Source organism: Pseudomonas fluorescens, assembly GCF_018614775.1.
Classification (GTDB): Bacteria; Pseudomonadota; Gammaproteobacteria; order Pseudomonadales; family Pseudomonadaceae; genus Aquipseudomonas; species Aquipseudomonas fluorescens_BY.
This window is the reverse complement of the sequence record NZ_JAGGOF010000045.1, coordinates 49295-70131: the sequence shown is the minus strand read 5'-3', so window position 1 is coordinate 70131 and position 20837 is coordinate 49295. Positions and strand designations below refer to the sequence as shown.

Sequence of the window (20837 nt, the reverse complement as noted above, 5' to 3'; positions counted from 1 at the left end):
CATCAGTCAGCTGCTGAGCAGGCTTTCCATCCCTGGCGCGTCTACCTATAGTGCTCACCCAACGGCCAGCCACGCGCCCTTCCCCCTTAGGAGCCAAATGAGCAGTCTGAGTAAAATGTTGAGTGTCCTGGACCTGTTCGGCCCGCAACGGCTGAAGATCGATCCCGACACCATTGCCGAGCACATGGGCCTTTCACGGGCGACCGTGTATCGCTACGTCAAGGACCTCTGCGACGCGGGCCTGCTGAGCCGGGTGGATGCCGGCAGCTACGGCCTGGGGCCACGGATCATCGAGCTGGACTGGATGATGCGGCAGTACGACCCGATCCTCGTGGCCGGCCGCGAGCTGATGCACGAGCTGTCCGAAGAAACCGGCCTGGCGGTGTTCGCCAGCGTTTTCTATGACGGTCACATCATCAACACCTACATTGCCGAGCCCACCGATACCTACCATTTCGCATTCGGCCGGGGGCAACCGCTGCCGTTTTTCCGGGGTGCACAGTCCAAGGTCCTGATCGCCTTCCAGAAGAGCCGACGCCTGCAACGCCTGTACGACGAACACATGGCCAACGACCCCGACAATCCCTATGACTGGGCGAGTTTCTCCAAAGCGGCGAAGAAGATCCGCAAGGACGGTTACTGCCTGACCCACGATGAACTCAACCAGGGGCTGACCGGTATCGCGGCGCCGATCATCCACCCTGAGATCGACGAGGTGGTGGGTAGCCTTTCTGCGGTCGGCAGCAGCCAAAGCTTCAAGCTGCTGCGCCAGGAAACGGTGGTCGAAATGGTGATGGACACCACCCGGCGCATCGCCGAAAAAATGCAGACCCCACCCGCGCCGCTCCAGCGCTAGACCGCAGTGCTGCGGCGCAACTCAGAGCCGCAGCCCGTGCTTCAGAACGGAACGGCCACCGTCACCTGGCTGTACAGGTTGCTGCCGTTGCCTGTCGCTTGATTGCCCCCCGTTGTCGAGTCCCGGTCCGGTTTGTAGAGACCCACAAGCGGGGTGATGATCAGGTGTGGGTTAACGGCCCACTCGGCGTAGACATCCAGTTCCCGTGCATCCAGGTTCAGCGCATTGCTTTTACGCACCGTGTTGAAGTCGAAGAACAGCACGCCGAGGGTCAGGTTTTCCAGCGGCGTGGCCTTCAGGCCGACATGGTGAATGGCGGTATTGCTGTTGAACGGCCCGGCGTAGTTACCGGCTACTTCGCCCTGGAACCAGGTCCCGTAGCCGGTACTCTGGCCGGTAAACAACGAGTCCCATTTCTGCGAGTAGCGGGTATAGCGGTACGTCAGTTTCGGTGCCCAGGCCACGTCGGCAAAGGTGTATCCAGCCTCGGCGTACCAGGCTTTCTCGGGGCCGGCGTCCTTGTCTTGCCAGGCGTACTCAAACGCCAGGCTGACGTTCTCGATGCCCGCGTCCCCCTCACCACGAAGGCTGTAGACATCCATCCCCTCGCGCTGCTTCTGGAAGTCGCTGGCCCAGCGCTCATTCACATCAAGGCCATGCACCCACGTCAGCCCCAACGTCCCGGCCTTGGCGGTGTAGTCCAGAGTAGCGGCGGCCAGCTCGGTTTCGGCCTGGGCGCGGTTGTCGGACTTCAGCCACGCCATGCTGCCATGCACACCGTCCTGCCCACCCAGGCGCACCACGGCGGTTTGATCGAAGGCGTGTCGGGCGGCCAGGTAATAGGCGCCACCTCGATTCAGGCGTCCATCGGCGGGGCCTTTGCCCAGGTTCGGCCCGTCATCGTTGATCAGGAATCCCCTGCCCAGCTTGACCACCTGGCGTCCGCCCGAGATGTCGACGCCGTCTTGCCCCAACAGCGGGAACAGATCGGCGGAACGCCAGCCTAGATAAGCGTCTTCAATTTTCGTGGTCCGCTCGGTTCCCAGGCTGTTGCCTGCCGCGTCACCGTCTCCCCAGGTCGCGGAACTGACCAGGCTGAACGCCCCGTAGGCGGTTCCACGACCGGCCAGGGCCTGGTCGCCACTCAAGCCATATTTGATGAAACCTTCGCGCCAGATAGACCCGCCCGGCGTCCCGTCGTAGTTCTTGCGGCTGTTGAAATGACCGAATACCGCCAGCACGTCGGCGTTGAGATGACTGTCTTCGTCGGCAAACAGCTCATAGGCCTGGGCCTGGCCCATGGCGCAGAACGCCAATGTGCAGGCGAGACCGCCGCTGAAAAATTCAATACGCGATGGATACCGCATGGCTGAAGCTCCTTGTGGTGCGCCTTTCAAAGGCTGTCTTGGCGATTCGTGAAGCCGGCGCAGCTCACCGCGCCGGCTTTACAGGGTCAGCGGCAGGTGGCGAAGGCGCTGTCGAGGGCCTGAACCATCACGTCGGCTTCTTCGGAGGTGAGGGTCAACGGCGGCGACAGGACGATCTTGTTGCCTATCGGGCGCACCAGCACGCCAGCGCGGCGTGCTTCGTCAGCGATGCGACTGGCAAGGCCTGTCGCTGGATCAAGGGGTTGGCGGGAGGTCTTGTCCGCCACCAGGTCCAAGGCGATCATCAGGCCCTTGCCACGCACCTCACCCACCACCGCGTACCGCTCGGTCATAGGCTGCAACTGCTCCAGCAACTGGGCGCCGATTTTCCCGGCGTTGGCCGGCAGGTCCTCGGCCTCGACAATATCCAGCACCGCCAGGGCGGCGGCGCAAGCGGTGGGGTGCCCGCTGTAGGTGTAGCCGTGCATGATCACACTGCTGAACCCCGGCCCGTTCTCGATTGCATCGGCAATGCGCTGGTTGAACACCGTGGCGCCCATCGGGATGTAACCGGCGGTGATGCCTTTGGCCAGGCACAGCATGTCTGGCGCGACACCCCACCCGCGACTGCCGAGCATGCAGCCAGTACGGCCGAACCCAGTCACCACTTCATCGGCAATCAACAGAATGCCGTGGCGATCGCAGACTTCGCGCAGTCGCTTCCAGTAGTCCGCCGGCGGCACGATGACGCCACCCGCGCCCTGCACCGGTTCGGCGATCAGCGCAGCAATGGTTTGTGCGCCCAGCAGCGCGATCTGGTCTTCCAACTGCCGGATGCAATGGGCCGTCAGTGCTTCCGGATCGCGGCAATCCCAGGGATTGCGATATAGCCACGGCGTGTCGAGCAAATGACAGCCCGCCAGCAATGGCCCATGGTTGTAGTGGTACACACCGTTACCACCCACCGAAGTGCCCCCCATGTGCACGCCGTGATAGCCGTTGCGCAACGACAGGAAGCGGGTGCGCCCCGGCTCGCCGCTGGCGATCCAGTACTGGCGGGCCATTTTCAATGCGGTTTCCACCGCATCCGAACCGCCGGCGCTGAACAGCACCCGGGCCATGTTTTCCTGGGCGAACATCGCGATCAGTCGCTCAGCCAGGTCGAACACCCGCGGATGAGCGATGCCATCGAACGTCTGGTAGTACGCCAGCTCGTCCAGTTGCGCGGCAATGGCGGCCTTCACCGACGCCCGATTGTGGCCCACGTTCACGTTCCACAAGCCGCCGACGCCGTCGAGCATGCGCTGACCGTCGATGTCGGTGATGTAGTTGCCGTCGCCCTTGGCGATGATCAGGGTTTTCGAGCGCTGGGCCGGTGCCGCAGAACTCATCGGGTGCCAGAATTTTTTCTGCGCTGTCTTGTATTGCTCATACATGATTCAAACCCTCACTCAGTTTCACGGGTGCGTACAAACAGCAATTGCTGGCCTGTGAATTCCAGCAACCCTTCAAGGCCGAACTCGACACCGAACCCGGACATCTTGCTGCCGCCAAAAGGCGTATTCGGCTGGATCTGCGCATGGCAGTTGACCCAGGCCACGCCGCTTTCCAGGCGGCAGGCCAAGGCCTGTGCCTGCTCGACGTCGCTGCCCCAGACCGACCCACCCAAGCCCATGTCGCTGGCATTGGCGCGGCGCAGGACATCCTCGACATCCTCGACATCCTGATAGGCGATCAGCGGCAGCACCGGACCGAACTGTTCTTCATCGACCAGGCGCTGCCCGTCCGTCACATCGGCCACCAGGGTCGGCAGGTAGAAAAAGCCCGGCCGGTCCAGGCGTGCACCGCCACACAACACCCGGGCCCCATGGGCACGGGCATCGGCCACCAACGCCTCGACCAGCTCCAACTGTTCGAGGTTTTGCACCGGCCCGAAGGTGACCCCGGGTTCCAGGCCGTCACCGACCTTCTGGCGCGCGGCAATCCGCGCCAGCGCCTCGGCGAAGGCTTCGTACTGGGACTGGTGGATGTACAGACGCTTGAGGGCGGCGCAGGTCTGGCCCATGTTCAGGAAGGCCGCCTGGAAAATGTCCTCGGCCACGGCCTCCACCGACGTACCTGGCAACACGATCGCGGCGTCATTGCCCCCCAGCTCCAGCGTCAGGCGCTTGAGATTGCCGGCGGCGCCACGCATCACGCTCTGGCCGGTGGCCGTGGAGCCGGTGAATACGATCTTGTGGATGCCGCTGTGGGAGGTGATCGCACTGCCGAAACCCTGTTCACCCGTCACAATGTTGATCACACCCTTGGGCACATGACGGGCGATGATGTGCACCAGGCTCAGGGTGCTCAAAGGCGTGAGGCTGGAGGGTTTGCTGATCACGCAATTGCCCGCACGCAGCGCCGGCATGATGTGCCAGATGGCGATCATGAACGGCCAGTTCCACGGCGTGATCGACGCCACTACCCCCAACGGCTTGCGGTGCAGCTCGATGCGCTGGGCCGGTGTTTCTTCCACCCGCTCCACCGGAATCTGCTGTTCAGCGGTATATCGTGTCCAGGCAACCGCGCCCATGACTTCGAAGCGGGCGAGCGCCAGTGGCTTGCCCTGTTCCTGGACGATCAGCCGGGCCAACGCCTCGGCCTGCGCTTCGATGTCCGCCGCGATGCCCAGCAGGCGCTCGCGACGGTCTTCGTCGGTGCTGTGCCGCCACTCGCTGAAGGCCGCTTGCGCCGCGTCGACCGCCAGGTCCAACTGAGCCAGGGAGCCGGCCGGGCATCGGGCGAAGGCTTTGCCGGTAGCCGGGTTGATGACATCGAAGTCACCCTTTTCACCGCTGACCGCAACCCCGTTGATGAGCATTTTATAATCGTGCATCAGAACCTCCCTTTCACGCGCAGACGGGCCGTCCCGTACCACGCGGACCGGTATTTTTCGTGAGAGTTGAACAGTGCCGCGCAGGGCCCTAGAGCTTGTGGCTGCCCAACGCCATGAACCGCTCGGGCGAAAACCTGCGCAGCCGGACCGCCAGGCCTACACCGACGATCAACGCAACAGGGATGATGGCGCAGAGGGAGTAAGACAGAAGCACGCTGGCCCCGGTCAGCACGTCGAAATGAATCACCGCCAGCGCCAAGACCACCAGCAGCGCCAGACAGGAAAAGACCGGCAGGATCCGACCGCGCCAGAGACCCAGTTTCAGCTCCGGATGACGCCGGAAGTAGACCACTACCGCAGCCGAGGTCAGCGCCATCAGCAGGATCACGCACAGGGTCGCCAGGTTGGAGAGCCAGGCGAACAGCTGCAGGATCGGATCAGCATCCAGCGCAGCGAAAATCAGCACCACCACGGCGGCGATCAGGCTTTGCAGTGCCGAGCCCATGTGCGGACTCTGGTGCACCCGGTGGGTCGTGCCCAATCGGTGAGGCAGCAAGCCGTCACGCCCGATGGCATAGAAGTAACGGGCCGCAGCATTGTGGAACGCCAGCAGGCCGGCATAGATGCTGACCATGAACAGGATGCGGATGACCTGGGTCAGGTGCGGTCCGACAAAGTGATCGGACATGCCATAGATGAACGTGGTCGGGTCCTGCAAGGCCTGCAGCGTCGGGACGATCTTGTCCGCTCCTACACCCACCACCATTGCCCAGACCGACAAGGCATAGAAGCCGCCGATCATCAGCACCGAGCTGTAGGTGGCAATCGGAATGGTGCGATGCGGATCGCGCGCTTCCTCCCCATAGATGGTGGTGGCCTCGAAGCCGATGAACGCGGCGAAGCAAAACAGCAAGCCAATCGACGGCGTCCCGCTGAACACGTGGCTGCGGTCGAACGAATCGAGATTGATGCCACTGTCGCCGCCAGTTCTGAGGATGGCGAAATCCAGTATCAGGATGGCCAGGTACTCGGCAATGACCACCACCGAGAGCACTCGCGCAGAGAGGTCAATCTTGCGATAGCCCAGGATCGCAACACTGGCCATCGCCAGGAGCGAATAGCACCACCAGGGCAATTGCAGATTGAAGACACTGGCCATCGTGCCGCTGACGACGCCACCGAACATGCCGTACAAGCCGACCTGAAGGATGTTGTAGGCGAACATCGCCAACACCCCCGCCGCGCCGCCAGCCAGGCCGCCCAGCCCTCGGGCAGTGAAGGCATAGAACCCGCCCGCGTTGGTCATGTGCCGGGACATGGCGGTGTATCCCGCCGAGAACGCCAGCAATACCAGCAGGGCCAGGATCAACAAGGCCGGCGTGCCGGCACCGTTACCCAGCATGATGCCGATGGGAAAGCCCCCGGCGATGACGCTCAGCGGGCTTGCAGCCGATACCACAAAGAAAATGATGAAGCCGACGCCTAGGGCGCCTCGCTTCAACTCCGTCGAGCTGTTGATCGGGAAAGATACGCTCATTTTTTTAACCTTATTGTATGAGGCCGCTGTTGCAGGACCGGGGCATGCCAGATTCACCGTTCCGCACACCCTTGTGGGTTGGGTGCTGAGGCCGATGCTATGCCCTCGCCAAAACCGTTCGCTATCCCAAATCGGCAGCATTGGAAGTCGCGCCCCACGGTGGGGCAACCCAGTGTCGGGTACACGGCAATGGCTGCCGATTCGGGCTAACGGGAGACTCCCTCCCGCGCGCAAGATAGCCTCGCCCGCCCCTGCATCCAGGGCCGGTCATCCAACAACAATTCAGGTGTGCCGTGCCTTCCCAACGCCAACCCAGGCCTGGCTGCACGCGATCTGAAGCCGCCAGCAGGAAGTCTCAGCATGTTCTTCACTCGTCTCACTATTCAGTGGCGGATCACGCTCCTGAGTGGGCTCTCCCTGCTGGCTGTCGTCGGCGCGTTGACCGGCGCGTCCCTGTACCAGAACCAACAGGGCGCAAAGTTGTTGAAACGGCAGAGCAGTCTGCTTCTCGGCCAATCCGCCCTGGAACGCTTGCAGGCCCAAGCCCTCGCCCACGGCCAACGGGTGGAGCGCTTCTTCAATGAAACAGCGCTGTACGGGGAAGGCTTCGCGCAACAGGTTCTTCAACTGCGCGCCCAGACCCTGGATGGGCGATTGACCGCGGCGCAACTGCGCCAGGTGCTGATCGGCACCACCCGCCAGGCCCTGCTCAAGCGCGAGAAGATCCTTGGGCTGTACGTCGTGTTGCTGCCCGACGCGCTGGCCGGCGAAGATGCCGGTTTCTCGGGCCAGCGGGACCTGGCGGGTAACGAGAGCGGTCGCTTTGCCTTGTATTGGTCGCAAAGCCAGCCAGGGCAACTGGTCCAGGACGTGCTCAGCGAAGCCCAGATCATCGCCAACACTGCGCCGCCGGGCAGCGAGCCGGGGAATGCCTGGTACTTCTGCCCGCAGACGGAGCGGCGCACGTGTGTGACAGAACCCTACGAGGTTGAAGTCGAGGGCCAGAAAACCCTCATGAGCAGTATCTCGATCCCACTGATGGACAAGGGCCAGGCCATCGGCGTGGTGGGCATGGACATCAGCCTCGATACCCTGCAGAAACTCGCCACCAGCCTGGCCGATGACTTGTATCCCGGTCACAGCGAGATCAGCATACTGTCGCCGTCGGGGCAGCTTGCCGGCCACAGCGGCAGCGTATCGGACACCTCAGTCGACGTGCGCCAGACCGTGCAGACAGTCACCGCCGGCGCCCCGTGGCAGTTGCAGATACGCGTTCCCGAAGCCTTGGTGCAGGCACCGGCCTTGCAGATGCAAGCCCAGTTGGATGACAGACAGCAACACGCCAACTGGGTCAATCTGGGCCTGGGCCTGCTGGCCGGTGGCCTCGGGTTGTCACTCATCTGGCTGACCGCCTATGGCGTGACCCGGCCGCTGCTAACCGTGGCCGACATGCTCAATGCCATTGTCGAGGGCGACGGCGACCTCACCCGGCGCCTGCCCGACGATCGCAGCGATGAGCTGGGCCAGCTGGCCAACGGTTTCAATCGCTTCCTTGCCAAACTGCAGCCCATCATCCACGATATCCAGCAAGCGTCCCAAGACACCCGCAACACCGCCGACACCTCCTCGCAGGTGGCCCAGGAAGTAAGCACCGGCATGTCCAGGCAGTACCGGGACGTCGAACTGGCCGCCACCGCCCTGCATGAGATGAGCGCCAGTGCCCAGGAAGTCGCTCGCAACTCCCACCAGGCAGCGGATGCGGCAACCCGCGCCGAAGGCGCAAGCCGATCAGGGCGCGCGCTGTTCGCCAACGCCGTCGCCAGCATCGGTACCCTTGACCAAAGCCTCGAAACCACCCTCGGTCAAGTGCAGACACTCGCTGACAACAGCCAACAGATCAACCAGGTGCTGGACGTGATCTGCGCCATCGCCCAACAGACCAACCTGCTGGCCTTGAACGCAGCGATCGAAGCAGCCCGGGCCGGTGAACAAGGTCGCGGCTTCGCGGTGGTGGCAGACGAAGTTCGACACCTGGCCAGCAATACCCAGAATTCGGTCGAACACATCCGCAAGGTGATCGAAGCGCTGCAGCAGCTCAGCCGGGAAGTCGTGCATAACACTCAACTCAGCCGCGAACTGGCGCGGGGCAGCGTGACGCAGGTCGAACAAACCCACGCGGCCTTGCAGCACATCAGTGACGCCATAGAAGTGATTGAGCAAATGAACCAACAGATCGCCAACGCCTCCCTGGAACAAAGCTCAGTGGTCGAAGAGATCAGCCATCGGGTCAGCGACATTCGCACAATCAGTGAAACATTGACCCACCGGATGCAGGACGCATCGCAAGCCAGCCTTCAGCTCTATGAAATGGCCAACCACCAACTGCAACGAGTGGGGCATTTTCGTACTTGAGGACGCAGGGTTTCTGATTGCAATTGTTGGCTGTGGCCCTGCGGTAAATACGCACATAAGCCACCCTGTCACGCTGCCTGCCGGCAGGGAGTAGCTTCAGGCTCTGCGCAATTTCTGTCGCGACACATCTCAGAACTAATATTGAAGTCGTAGGTCATCAGGGTGGCCGAGGTTGAGTCATTCCGCCGGACCTCAAGCATCGAACAGCCTGCCCCGTGAGCATCTACCTGGATCGCCGCATCAATCTGTCGCTCGACAGCCTCAACTTCTTCCTCGCCGACGTGCGCGACGGCCTCGGGCCCTACCTGGCGATCTATCTGCTGGCAGTGCATCACTGGGACCCGGCCAGCATCGGCGTGGTGATGACCCTTGCCGGGATCGCTGCTCTCGTTGCTCAAACGCCCGCCGGAGCACTGGTTGACAGTAGCCGCAGCAAGCGAGCACTGATTGTTGCTGCCGCGTTGGTGGTGACCGCCAGTTGCCTGCTGCTGCCCTTCGTCTCGTCATTCAGCCTGGTGGCGCTCACACAGACCTTGAGTGCCGCGGCGGCCTCGATCTTTGCTCCGGCCATTTCCGCCATTACCCTTGGAATGACCGGCCCACGAGCATTTACCCGGCGAACCGGGCGCAACGAAACCTTCAACCACGCCGGCAACGCCTGCGCAGCCTTGCTGGCCGGTTTGGTTGCTTATCTGTTCGGCCCGGTGGCTGTGTTTTATCTGATGGCGGTCATGGCTCTGGCAAGCATATGCGCCGTGGGATTCGTTTCAGCTGATGCCATTGACCACGATCTGGCGCGCGGTCTCGCCCCCCACAGCGGCGGCCAGCCCCAGCCCTCTGGGTTTTCAGTGCTATTGGCCCATCGGTCGCTGTTGATGTTCGCGATATGCTGTGGCTTGTTCCATTTGGCGAATGCCGCAATGCTGCCTCTGGTCAGCCAGAAGCTCGCCCAGGCCAATTTGCACATGGCCACCCCGCTCACGTCCGCCTGCATCGTCGCGGCGCAACTGGTCATGGTGCCGATGGCCTTGCTGGCTGGCGCCAAAGCCGACCAGTGGGGCCGAAAGCGCCTGCTATTGGCAGGCTTTCTGTTTCTTCCCATACGCGGTGTGCTCTACACGTTGTCGGATGATCCGTATTGGCTAGTCGCAGTACAACTGCTCGACGGCGTAGGCGCCGGTCTTTTCGGTGCGTTGTTCCCGGTCATCGTCAAGGATCTCACGCTCGGTTCCGGCCACTTCAATATCAGCCTGGGTGCGCTCACCACCGTGCTTGGCCTGGGCGCTGCGTTGAGCAACGGTCTGGCGGGGTATGTGGTCGGACTGGCTGGCTACGATGCGGCATTCCTGACCCTTAGCGGCGTCGCCGGGGTGGCGTTTTTGCTGCTATGGGTCGGTGTTCCAGAAACCATGCGGCGTTCTGATCGAATTGAAACCGACTCCATTGCTGCCTTACCCTGATAACTTGGCGAGCACGAAGCTCAACGACAATGGTTCCTTGATCGCAACGTTGGGTGAGGCGCACTTCAGCAGCGATGAACGGCCGGATTACGGCCTTACCGAGTCTCGGTGACTTTTTTCAGGAACCGCGGCTGATCGGGGTCACGGCCCCGGGCTTCAGCCAGTTGCGCGGCCATCAGGTAGAACCCCTGGATCATGGTGAACGGCTCCAGTAACGGATGGCCGGTGGTGGCACTCGCCAGATCGGCTCCCGCCGTGCCCACCGGCGCGATCACCAGTACGTTTGCCCCGCGCTGACGCATCTCTTCGACGAACGCCAGCGTGCCGGCCTGCTCCGGGCCGCTGGGGGCAAACACCAGGACGGGGTAACCCGGCTCGATGATTTCCATCGGCCCGTGGCGCACCTCCGCGCTGGAAAAAGCTTCCGCCTGGATGCCGGAGGTTTCCTTGAGTTTGAGCGCGGCCTCCTGGGCGATCGACAGCGCACTGCCACGGCCGATGACCAGCATTTTGTCGGCCCCTGCCAGCAAGGCGACCGCCTTGGACCAGTCATGCTCGGCGGCGGCCTGCATCTGGGCCGGCAGTTGCGGCAGTGCGTGCGCCAAGGCGCGATTGAGACCCAGGGACACCGCCAGGCCCGCCGTCACCTGAACGCCCGCCATCAGCATGGCGACGAAGCTTTTCGTCGCCGCCACGCTCTGTTCAAGGCCAGCGGGCAGCAGAATCTGCGTGTCGCAAACAGCGGCCAAGGGCGACGCTGGCGTGTTGACGAAAGCCACCGCCTTCGCGCCCAGCTGCTTGAGGTGCTGGACACTGTCAATCAAATCCGGGCTTTTGCCGGATTGCGAGAATGCTGCGACCCAGGCGTTTTTCAGGCGTAACGGCGCGCGCTGCAGGCTCACCAGCGACAACGGGATGGACAGACAGGGCACGCCCACCTGGCTCATCAGCGCATGCCCGAAGTAAGCCGCGGCATGGTCCGAACTGCCTCGCGCCACGGTGATCATCAGGTCCGGCAAGTCCACGGCCATTTGCCGCACGAGCGCCTGGATGGCGTGATCATCCGCCAGCATCCGCTGCAAGATGTCCGGTATGGACAAGGTTTCGATCTGCATCAATGACATCAAATTCTCCAGGCGTGACTCAAGGGACAGCCACAGGCTCGACAGTGGCAGCGATCGCTCGCAGGTCGATCCGGTCAAGGTTGGCGGCGTCCATGGCCATGCTCAGGGCACCCCAGAGTGGGGCATCCTGGGCAAACCTCGCGGCCACCACCTGCGGCGCAAAAGGTACGATCCGGCCGATCAACTGCTTGATGATCGGCTCCAGGAGGCTGGCCTGACGGAACAGTCCCCCGCCAATGGCGATGCATTCAACATCCAGAGCCACGGCGATATTGGCAACCTGCACGGCGCAAGCCGTGATGCGCTCGTGCAGTGCACGGCGGACCGCCGCATCGTGGCTGGAAAAAAGATCCAGCGCCTGATGGCCTTCGCCGAGCATTTGCTGAGCAAGCTCACCCAGTGCATTGCCGGAAAACAGTTCTTCCAGCGGAGCGGCCCCCTCGGCGTGGGTACGCCAACTGTCTTGCTCATCGCTGTCGAGAAACGGCGATGACAGATAGCCGATTTCCATGGCCGCACCGTTGTGCCCGCGCAGCAACCGTCCATTGACAATGGCCGCCGCCGACAACCCGGTGCCCAGGTTCAGATAGATGGCGTCGTCGATGCCCACCAACGCGCCCCAGCGAGCTTCCGCCAGGGCACCGGCCTTGACGTCATTGTCCAGCAGCACCGATGGGCATCCGAGCCCACGAACGATCAGCCCATGCAGGTCCAGCCCATCCAGCCCCGGGGTATTGGGCGCCATGAGCAAGGTGTTGCCCTGGATGACACCGGGGAATACGGCGGCGACGCTCAGCAACGGCGCCCCGCGGAAAACCTCGGCACAGGCGCGCGCCGCATCCAGGATACGCTCGAGCGCCGCGACGCCCTGCAAGCCCTCGGCATGGGTCGCGACGATGTCGCTGCGCAGTTGCCCACTGGCGATGTCGTAGCAGGCGACGTGAGTCTTGGTGCCCCCCACGTCGATAGCCAGCAGCAACCCGTGTCGGGGTATGTGACTGCCAGATGATTCAAACGGCTGGTACATGGACAAATCTCACTTCTCAAACGGCCAGAGCTTTTGCATCCGCGCCCACAACAGGAAGACCACGGCGCCCACGATCACCCACACCAGCGACCATTGAATGGGATAGGCGCCCGGCGCGTTGTGGTTGGATGCAAAGTAGATGTAGACCCAGCCCAACAAGGCGACCACCGCCGGTACCGGGTAGAGCCACATCTTGTAAGGTCGGGCTAGGTGAGGCTTGGTTTTGCGCAGCACGAACAACGCCACGATCTGCGACAGCGACTGCACCAGGATCATCACCGTGGTCAGCAACTGGATCAGCGTGGTCAGGTCGGTCAAGCGACCGATCATGAAGCCTGCCGAGGTCAGCACGCCCATGCTGAGGATGCCGTAGGTGGGGAACTGGTGCTTGGGGTGGGTCTTGCTGAAGACACCGAAGAACACCTTGTCATTCGCCGCCTCGAACGGCACCCGGGAGCCGCCCAGCAGACCGGCGAACACCGACGCCACCGCGGTGATCAGTATCAGGACGGTGACAATCGCCGCCGCTGTGTCACCCCAGGTTTCGCTCAGCACCACCGAGGCCACCGACTTGTACGCGGCCGAGTCCGGATCAAGCATGCGGTGCCAGTCCACCACGCCCAGTACGCCCACTTGCATCAACAGGTAGATGCACAGGATGCCCAGGATCGACAGCACGATTGATTTCGGTATCACGCGGCCAGGCTGCTCGACTTCCCCGGCCAGGTACGCCGAGGTGTTGTAGCCCAGGTAATCATAGATGCCGATGGTCAAGCCACCCGCCATGCCGAACCAGAAGCTGCTGTCGCCCAGGTTGAACGCGCCTTCGGGAAAGCTGAAGGCCAGGTCGGCGTGAAAGTGCGAGAGCGAGGCCACGATCAAGGCGCCGATGCTGACCAGCATGATCACCCACAGCACGATGCTGAGCCGGGCAATCGACTCGATCTTGCGCCACAGCAGCAGGACGATTGCCCAGATCAATACCAGGCCAATGACGTTGCCTGCCGTCTGGCTCATCTGCGGCCAGAACCAGCTCAGATATTGGACGAACCCGATGATGCCGGTGGACATGATCAGCGGGATGAACAGCATTGCCGTCCACACGAACAGAAACGGAAACAGTTTGCCTGTGCGCTTGCCGAAGGCTTCTCGCAGGTACACGTAAGTACCGCCCGCCCCCGGCAATGACGCACCGAGTTCAGCCCATACCAGGCCGTCGCACAGCGCCAGCAACGCGCCGAGAATCCAGCCCAGATACGCCTGGGGGCCTCCCATGGCGACGATCATCGCCGGGATCGTGATGAACGGACCGACGCCGCACATCTGGCTCATGTTGAGCGTGATCGCGGGGAACAAACCTATTTTGCGACGGATAGCCGAAGGACCTTGTTCGGCGGGAATCGGGGCATTCATCAGTGGCGACCTCTTGTGGATGGACAGTACGGTTGGGGCAGGCTTGGAAGAACGGCGTGCCAGCAACTGGCGTCTGTCACATGGACCTTATTGTTATCGGGCATCGCCCCGGCCATGAGCTCGGGCAGCACTAGAAAATCACAGCGCATAGATTAATTCAACTTGATTTAATTAATAGCCAGCCGCGAAGATCGGCGGATGAAAACGACAAGCACCCGAACGGCCACCACCGGCACCAATGCCGAACACTCCCGCCAGCACAACCGTCGGGTGATCCTGGAAGCCATCCGCCTGGCCGGGCGCCTGACCCGTGCCGACCTGACACGCCTGACTTCACTCACGGCGCAGACGGTGTCCAATATCGTCAGCGAGCTGCAAAGCGAAGGCATGTTGCTCACCCATACGCCTGAAAAAGGCGCCCGCGGGCAGCCGGCGGTGCCGCTGTCGATCAACCCCGAGGGCGGCTTCTCCATCGGTTTTCATGTTGAGCAACACTGCATCATCGGCGTGCTGCTCGACCTGCTCGGCGAGACCATTGCCCAGACGACCCTGCCGGTCCGCTACCCGACCTACGACCAGGCGTTGCCGCTGATCCTGGAGGTCATCGAAGACTTCCGTCGCCAACGCCCCGGCGGACGCTTCATTGGCGCGGGTATCGCCCTGCCCGGCCCGTTCAACGTCGAAGGCATCAGCTCGGTGGGCCCGACAGCACTGTCGGGTTGGGACGGGCCGGACATCGCCCAGCGCTTGCAGCCACTGGCCGGCATGCCGGTATTGATCGAGAACGACGCAACCTGCGCCGCCATGGGCGAACGCCTTCATGGCCTCGCCAGCGAGGTGCAGAACTTCGTCCACCTGTTCATCGGCAGTGGCCTGGGGGCTGGCATGTACCTGGGCAATCGCCTGTACGCCGGCCACTGGCACAACGCCGGCGAGATCGGGCACATGACCGTGATCGCCAATGGCAAGGCCTGCTCCTGCGGCAACCACGGCTGCCTGGAGCGCTACATTTCCATCGCCGCGTTAATGGAACACCTGGGCCGCGACACGGACCAGAGCCTGTCGGCGCAAGACATGGAGGACCCTCACGTCCGCGCCGCCATCGACGCCTGGCTCGACGAAGCGGCCCCGGCCTTGCGTCAGGCCATCAACATCCTGGAGTCACTGCTCGACCCGCAGACCATCCTGATCAGCGGCTTCCTCCCCGAAGCCGTGCTGAACGAACTGATCAGCCGACTCGAACCGCTAAGTCGCTCGATCAGCAGCCGGGCGGACCGCCAATACCCGCGCGTACAACTGGGCTCCGCGGGCCACGATGCCGTGGCGGTCGGCGCCGCCGCCTTGATGATCCTGGCGGAGATCAGCCCTGATTATGAGGCGCTGCTGAAGGGGCCGCTGTAGAGAGAGTGGAATGGCGGCCCGGCGGAAACCAACCGCCGCCGCCCGGAGAATACGCGCAACCCCTCTGGCTCTCGATAGGAAGATAATTTCTGAACTCAGGACCGACACGATCCGCTGGCAGCCCCGCTGGCTCCAGAGTGTGTAAAAACGATTTTCAGCGCGATAGTCATCAAAAATCGAGCTAAAAATCGTGCGCCTACGCAAAATCTGCATCTGCACACCCGCCGATAGATTTCAGATTTAACGTAGAAGCGCACACTTAAAATTTTGACGAGCGTTTTTACACACTCTGGCTCCGAGGCGGACCCGGGTATGCTGCTGGTGAACCGTCGGTCGCTCGACGCGGTCCCACCCCATACGCTCATCGTTGCAGGTATTCTCAAATGACGCTTCCTGAAGAAATGACCCTGATCGAAATCACCACACCTGGTGGCCCCGATGTCCTGCAACCGCGCCGGGCCGATATACCGGTGGCTGGCCCTGGCGAGATCCTGATTCGGGTGCACGCTGCCGGGGTCAATCGCCCCGATGCCCTGCAACGTGCCGGCAAGTACCCGATGAAACCCGGCATGAACCCGATTCCAGGGCTGGAAGTGGCTGGCGAAGTGGTAGCGCTGGGCGACGGCGTCAGTGAGTACCGCATCGGCGAAAAGGTCTGTGCCCTGACCAATGGCGGCGGCTATGCGCAGTTTTGCGCGGTGCCCGCCAGCCAGGCGCTGCCGATCCCCGAAGGCATGGACTGGATTCAAGCCGCGGCCGTGCCGGAAACCTTCTTCACCGTGTGGGCCAACCTGTTCGGCCTCGGCGGCGCGCGCAAAGGCCAGCGCGCCTTGATCCACGGCGGCACCAGCGGCATCGGTACCACCGCCTTGATGCTTTGCCAGGAATTCGGCATCCAGGCCTTCGCCACCGCCGGCAGTGCCGACAAATGCGCCGCCATCGCCAAGCTGGGCGCCGAGCCGATCAATTACCGCGAGCAGGATTTTGCCGAAGTCATTGCGCAAAAGACCGGCGACAAGGGCGTCAACGTGATCCTCGACATCATGGGTGCTTCGTATCTGAACAACAACCTCAAGGCCCTGGGCATGGACGGTCACCTGGTGATGCTGGGATTCCTCGGTGGCGGCAAGGCCCATGATGTCGACTTGCTGACCATCCTCGGTAAACGCGCGGTGGTCACCGGCTCACTGCTGCGCGCGCGCACCCAGGATGAAAAGGCCGCGATTGCCGAACAGTTGCGCGAGCATGTGTGGCCAGTGCTGGCCGCTGGACGTTGCCTGCCGATCATCGACAAGGTGTACGACTACACCGACGCCGCCCAGGCCCATGCGCGGATGGAGGGTGGTGATCATATCGGTAAGATTGTCTTGAGCGTGGGTTGAGCTGGTTCGTTAACGACGCTGCGTGTGCAACAGCCTGGAAGCTGCCTCGACTCGAAGTGGAGCGGCGACGCGATCACAGTGCTCTGACGCATCATGACTCCCCCCTCAGCTTGGCGCCTCATGCGCCATGGCCGCCACGGCCTGGAGGCCACCGAGCGCATAACTGACCATGTGCTCGATCAGACCCTGCGGCTCGATGCTGAGCCCTTGCAGTACATGCCGGGTCAAAGGCTGATAAGCGATAAGCAAGAACAGACAGGGTGCGAAAACGCTGATCGCGCTGCGCAACGTAGTGGGATGATCGGCCGGCAGGTTCATGATTTGGCCAAGCAGGCTACGCAGTATGTGCGCCTTGGGAAAGGACTGCTCCCTGAGGACAGCCTCGAACTCGGGGGAAGGCGAAAGCAGCTCGCGTGTCAGCACTTTCAGTGCCCAACCATCCGGATGATTGTGTATGCGCTCGACGAGCAGGGTGATGAGCGCACGCAACTTGTCCTGTGGCGAGCCCGGCTGTTCGCTGAGTGAAATCAGCGTTTGCAGCTGCAAGAACCGAGCGTGGGCTTCAAGCAATACCGCCCTGTACAAGCCTTCCTTGTTGACGAAGTGATAATTCACCGCCGCACTGTTGGCCCGCGAATGCTCGCAGATCTGTTTACTGGTGGTGTTGGCCAACCCCTGTTCGGCGAACAACTCGCCGGCTTTTTCCAGAATCTGCAGCCGTGTTGCCCGCCCATCAAGTCGTGAGGCGCGGGAGGGGGAAGGCTTGCCAGAAGCATTGTCCATGAGCAGCTCACTTCTCGAGAGTTCTAATTCAAATTTGACTTTTTATTAAGGCGTACCTATTTTGATCCCGTCACTGCCCCTTTACAACCCCGCGTGAAGGCTCTGCCCCGATGTCTGCAGGCTTTCTCGCCACATCAAGGAATCACCGTCATGGAAGCGCGCGTAATGACACCGTTCACCTACTTCTCATTGCCTATGCAGAAGCAGTTCCTGGTCAACCAGAAAGCCATTCAGGGTAAGCCGTACGCCGAATTTTTCCGTTCGCAAATCAACGTACCGCTCAGTGCCGTCGAGAAAATCCAACAAGGCCCGATGCCCTTGGCTGAGACGTTGACACCCAGCATCGAAGACCTCAACAGCATGCTGGCGGCGGATTTTGTCAGCGAGGAAGCAGGGTACGCCCTGCTGCCCGGCCCGATGGCCTACGTGCAAAGCCGCAAGTTCTTCCCAAACTGCACGGCGCAGATGCTCAAGTGGTGGTTCATGTGGCACCCGTTGGAAGCTGAGCGCTACACCTTGTGGTTTCCCTACGCGCATGTTGAAAACCCCTGCGTGCATCACGAGCGCCTGGTCGATGACAACCTGAGCTTTGAAGACAGCCTCTACGGAAACACCTTCTGCGCATCCGAGTACGTTGGCGATCGCCTCATGCATCTGCACATTCATTTCAGAGACCCGTGCGAGCTGGGCTTCTGCCCGGACATGTACCGTGAATCAAAAATCGATGGCAGTGTCAGCGCTTTGATGAGCCTGGCAGACCAGCCGCAAGTGCCTGTATCGCTGATGGTCCACCTGTTCAAGGAATGCCCCGAAGGCTTGTACCTGACCAGCCGTTACTGGGTGGGCAGCCACCCAGCCATGCAGCGTTTTCCGGGCGCCGATCAAGCTGCGCAACTGCTGGAAAAAAACGGTTTGGGCGAAGCCGAGCTGGAAACGCTGGCTTATGAATTTGCTGTGCATGATTTGTGTGAGTTCAACCACCTGGCCAGCATCCTGCCAAGCCTTCATGCACAGTTCAGTGGCGCCGCGCGAAAATCCTCCCCTCTCTGATCAGGCTCCGGCGGCGCCTTACACCGCCGCCGAAGTACGCAACACACCGTTCATCAGCAACGTGGTGAACTCGTTGATGTCTCCCTCCACGTCCAACTGCTCGGTCAACAACCTGTACCAGCAAAACCCGAAGATCATGTCCAACAGCAATTCACGCGACGTGTCCTTGGGCAGCTCACCTTGCTGTATAGCGTTTTCCACCAGCTTGCGAGGCAGCTCCCTGCGGCGCTCCATGAATTCATCTTTAAGCTTGGGCAGCGTGGTGGGGTCGAGTTGGGCTTCAGCAATGACACACCGAAATGCCTCCCCGCAGATCGTTTCCCGCCAGACCTTCCAAAGATTGAGCAGCAGGAAATTGAGGTTTTCCTTGAAGGAACCTTTATCCGGCTCTTTGCGAATCTGCTCGCTTTCGCTCTCGTAGACCTCGGCTATCAAGGCCGCCTTGTTGCCCCACCATCGATAGATGGTTGGCTTGCTCGCTCCGGCACGCCGAGCCACAGCCTCGATACTCAACCCTGAATAACCGCACTCCTTGAGCGTTTCTATAGCAGAGATGATGATCGCTTTATGCGTGTGTGGGCTCCTCAATGAGCCGATGGAGCTCCGAGACGGTTTACGGGCCATGATTCAAAATCTCCAATATGGTGCTTGACAAAAGAGAAGCAGGTATAGGATTCTCTCGAAAAGCAATGAAACGGATCGTTTCGTTTTGTATTGTTATTTGATCTCGACTTCTGCTTATCGCGCACCTCGCAAGCGATATGGACCGCTATATAAACGGAGATTAAAAGAAAAGTCATAAAACTTTAGCGCAACCTTAACGATACGGCACGTTTCGTATCATACATAACAATAGAGCGGTAATAAACCCACTGGTCCCCTGCGGGATACAAGTTTTTTCCGCTGAGGCCCCCGATTTACGGGCATAGGACTGCCAATGAAACTTTGCGGGCACCATTAGATAGTTTCTAAATATTTCATGCATCAGCCACGGCAAAAGCCACTGGCCGATGGAGAAAGGAATCTGGAGGAAGTACACGTGAATAAAGTAGGAATTGTGAGCTATGGCGCCGGCATTCCGGTGTGCCGTCTGAAGGTGGAAGAGGTGATCCACGTTTGGAAGAACACCGACCTGAACCTGGTCACGAACCAGCTTGGAGTCACTGAAAGAGCCGTCCTTCAACCCGACGAAGACGTCATCACCTTGGGCGTACTGGCCGCCCAGCGGGCGCTGGACAAAGCGCCCCCCTGTGATCTGAATGCCCTTTACCTCGGCACGTGCACCAACCCTTATGACTCCCGCGCTTCGGCCTCGGTCATCCTGGAAATGCTCGGCTGCGGTTATGACGCCTTCTGTGCCGACGTGCAGTTCGCCGGCAAATCAGGCACCAGCGCCCTTCAGATCGCCTATGCCCTGGTGGCATCCGGTCTGAGCGGCAACGCCTTGGCCATCGGCGCGGATACGATCAACCGCAACACCGCGCCCGGCGACCTGACGGAATCCTACGCGGGAGCAGGAGCGGCCGCCCTGCTGTTAGGGACTGAAAATGTGATTGCGCAATTCGACGCCAGTTTTTCCTGCGCGGCGGATGTCGCGGACAACATCCGTCCCCAGGGTGATCGCTATATTCGCTCGGGGATGGGACTGGGTTCCGACAAGAACAGCATTGGCCTTGAAGAGCAGACCCACCGTGCTGCATCAGGATTGATGGCCAAGATGAACCTGCAGGCCAGCGACTTCCACTATGTCGTCTTCCAGCAGAACCTGGTGTCGACCCCCTTCTCCCTCGGCAAAGGCCTGGGCTTCACGAGAGCACAGATCGAACCGGGCATCTATGCCCAGAGCGTCGGCGATACGGGGGCTGCGAGCCCATTGCTGGGTCTGGTGAACATACTGGACCGAGCACGTCCCGGTGAAAAAATCCTGATGGTGTCCTACGGGTTTGGCGCGGGCAGCGATGCGATTGCCTTGACGGTGACCCCTGCCATCGACGCCTATCAAAAGACCAATGTCCCGCTGCGCACCCTGCTGGATGATAAGTATTACGTAGATTACGGGACGTCGATCAAGTACGAGTTCAAATACTTGCGGCCCGACTATGCCCTGACCGCCTACCTCTGATTTTCTATCTACCCAGCAAGGAGCA

The 20837-nt window shown here is 61.3% G+C and carries 16 protein-coding genes and 1 pseudogene; 8 read left to right on the top strand and 9 right to left on the bottom strand.

The window, feature by feature from the left end; translation table 11 throughout:
* The first annotated feature begins 97 nt into the window (after positions 1-97).
* Positions 98-856 carry an IclR family transcriptional regulator gene (locus J7E36_RS12670; RefSeq protein WP_215003350.1) on the top strand — a complete coding sequence of 253 codons (759 nt, stop codon included), beginning with the start codon at positions 98-100 and terminating at the stop codon, positions 854-856.
* 41 nt (positions 857-897) lie between these two features.
* Here J7E36_RS12670 and J7E36_RS12665 read toward each other — a convergent pair whose 3' ends face one another.
* The 4 genes from J7E36_RS12665 to J7E36_RS12650 all read right to left on the bottom strand — a co-directional run bounded on the left by J7E36_RS12665 (position 898) and on the right by J7E36_RS12650 (position 6638).
* A complete protein-coding gene (locus J7E36_RS12665) occupies positions 898-2223 on the bottom strand; it encodes an alginate export family protein (protein ID WP_215003349.1) in 1326 nt (441 codons plus the stop codon).
* 86 nt (positions 2224-2309) lie between these two features.
* Complete coding sequence (locus J7E36_RS12660; RefSeq protein WP_215003347.1) at positions 2310-3659, bottom strand: aminotransferase class III-fold pyridoxal phosphate-dependent enzyme; 1350 nt, start codon at positions 3657-3659, stop codon at positions 2310-2312.
* Positions 3660-3670: 11 nt separating this feature from the next.
* On the bottom strand, positions 3671-5101 hold the full coding sequence (locus J7E36_RS12655) for an aldehyde dehydrogenase family protein (protein WP_215003345.1): 1431 nt from the start codon (positions 5099-5101) through the stop codon (positions 3671-3673).
* An 88-nt stretch (positions 5102-5189) separates the two neighbouring features.
* Entirely contained in the window at positions 5190-6638 is a 1449-nt protein-coding gene (locus tag J7E36_RS12650) for an APC family permease (RefSeq protein ID WP_215003343.1), read from the bottom strand.
* Between the two features lie 360 nt (positions 6639-6998).
* Between J7E36_RS12650 and J7E36_RS25585 the strand changes: the two are divergent.
* The 3 genes and pseudogenes from J7E36_RS25585 to J7E36_RS12640 form a co-directional block, all read left to right on the top strand.
* A pseudogene (locus J7E36_RS25585) lies at positions 6999-8192 on the top strand (PDC sensor domain-containing protein); the annotation flags it as partial.
* Between the two features lie 102 nt (positions 8193-8294).
* The gene (locus J7E36_RS25580; RefSeq protein ID WP_435304174.1) at positions 8295-9050 is read left to right on the top strand and encodes a methyl-accepting chemotaxis protein; all 756 of its coding nucleotides are present in this window, start codon (positions 8295-8297) and stop codon (positions 9048-9050) included.
* A 215-nt stretch (positions 9051-9265) separates the two neighbouring features.
* Positions 9266-10510: an MFS transporter gene (locus J7E36_RS12640; RefSeq protein ID WP_215003339.1), complete on the top strand. Its 1245-nt coding sequence runs from the start codon at positions 9266-9268 to the stop codon at positions 10508-10510.
* Between the two features lie 95 nt (positions 10511-10605).
* On the opposite strand, the gene J7E36_RS12635 is transcribed toward J7E36_RS12640, so the two are convergent.
* The 3 genes from J7E36_RS12635 to J7E36_RS12625 are packed head-to-tail and all read right to left on the bottom strand — an operon-like array spanning position 10606 to position 14074.
* Positions 10606-11634 carry an SIS domain-containing protein gene (locus tag J7E36_RS12635; protein ID WP_215003337.1) on the bottom strand — a complete coding sequence of 343 codons (1029 nt, stop codon included), beginning with the start codon at positions 11632-11634 and terminating at the stop codon, positions 10606-10608.
* Positions 11635-11653: 19 nt separating this feature from the next.
* Positions 11654-12661 (bottom strand): ROK family protein, encoded by a 1008-nt coding sequence (locus J7E36_RS12630; protein WP_215003335.1) that lies wholly within the window; start codon positions 12659-12661, stop codon positions 11654-11656.
* A 9-nt stretch (positions 12662-12670) separates the two neighbouring features.
* A complete protein-coding gene (locus J7E36_RS12625) occupies positions 12671-14074 on the bottom strand; it encodes an APC family permease (RefSeq protein ID WP_215003333.1) in 1404 nt (467 codons plus the stop codon).
* Between the two features lie 198 nt (positions 14075-14272).
* On the opposite strand from J7E36_RS12625, the gene J7E36_RS12620 reads away from it, so the two are divergent.
* Together J7E36_RS12620 and J7E36_RS12615 are read left to right on the top strand one after the other, a co-directional pair.
* Positions 14273-15475: an ROK family transcriptional regulator gene (locus J7E36_RS12620; RefSeq protein ID WP_215003331.1), complete on the top strand. Its 1203-nt coding sequence runs from the start codon at positions 14273-14275 to the stop codon at positions 15473-15475.
* 383 nt (positions 15476-15858) lie between these two features.
* Complete coding sequence (locus J7E36_RS12615; protein ID WP_215003329.1) at positions 15859-16857, top strand: NAD(P)H-quinone oxidoreductase; 999 nt, start codon at positions 15859-15861, stop codon at positions 16855-16857.
* A gap of 105 nt (positions 16858-16962) precedes the next feature.
* On the opposite strand, the gene J7E36_RS12610 is transcribed toward J7E36_RS12615, so the two are convergent.
* On the bottom strand, positions 16963-17640 hold the full coding sequence (locus J7E36_RS12610; protein WP_215003327.1) for a TetR/AcrR family transcriptional regulator: 678 nt from the start codon (positions 17638-17640) through the stop codon (positions 16963-16965).
* 150 nt (positions 17641-17790) lie between these two features.
* Between J7E36_RS12610 and phlG the strand changes: the two genes are divergently transcribed.
* Positions 17791-18690, top strand: coding sequence for a 2,4-diacetylphloroglucinol hydrolase (gene phlG, locus J7E36_RS12605; RefSeq protein WP_215003325.1), 900 nt, complete (start codon positions 17791-17793; stop codon positions 18688-18690).
* 18 nt (positions 18691-18708) lie between these two features.
* On the opposite strand, the gene J7E36_RS12600 is transcribed toward phlG, so the two are convergent.
* Entirely contained in the window at positions 18709-19314 is a 606-nt protein-coding gene (locus J7E36_RS12600; RefSeq protein WP_215003323.1) for a TetR/AcrR family transcriptional regulator, read from the bottom strand.
* A 415-nt stretch (positions 19315-19729) separates the two neighbouring features.
* Between J7E36_RS12600 and J7E36_RS12595 the strand changes: the two genes are divergently transcribed.
* Positions 19730-20812: a hydroxymethylglutaryl-CoA synthase gene (locus J7E36_RS12595; RefSeq protein ID WP_215003321.1), complete on the top strand. Its 1083-nt coding sequence runs from the start codon at positions 19730-19732 to the stop codon at positions 20810-20812.
* The last annotated feature ends 25 nt before the right edge of the window (positions 20813-20837 follow it).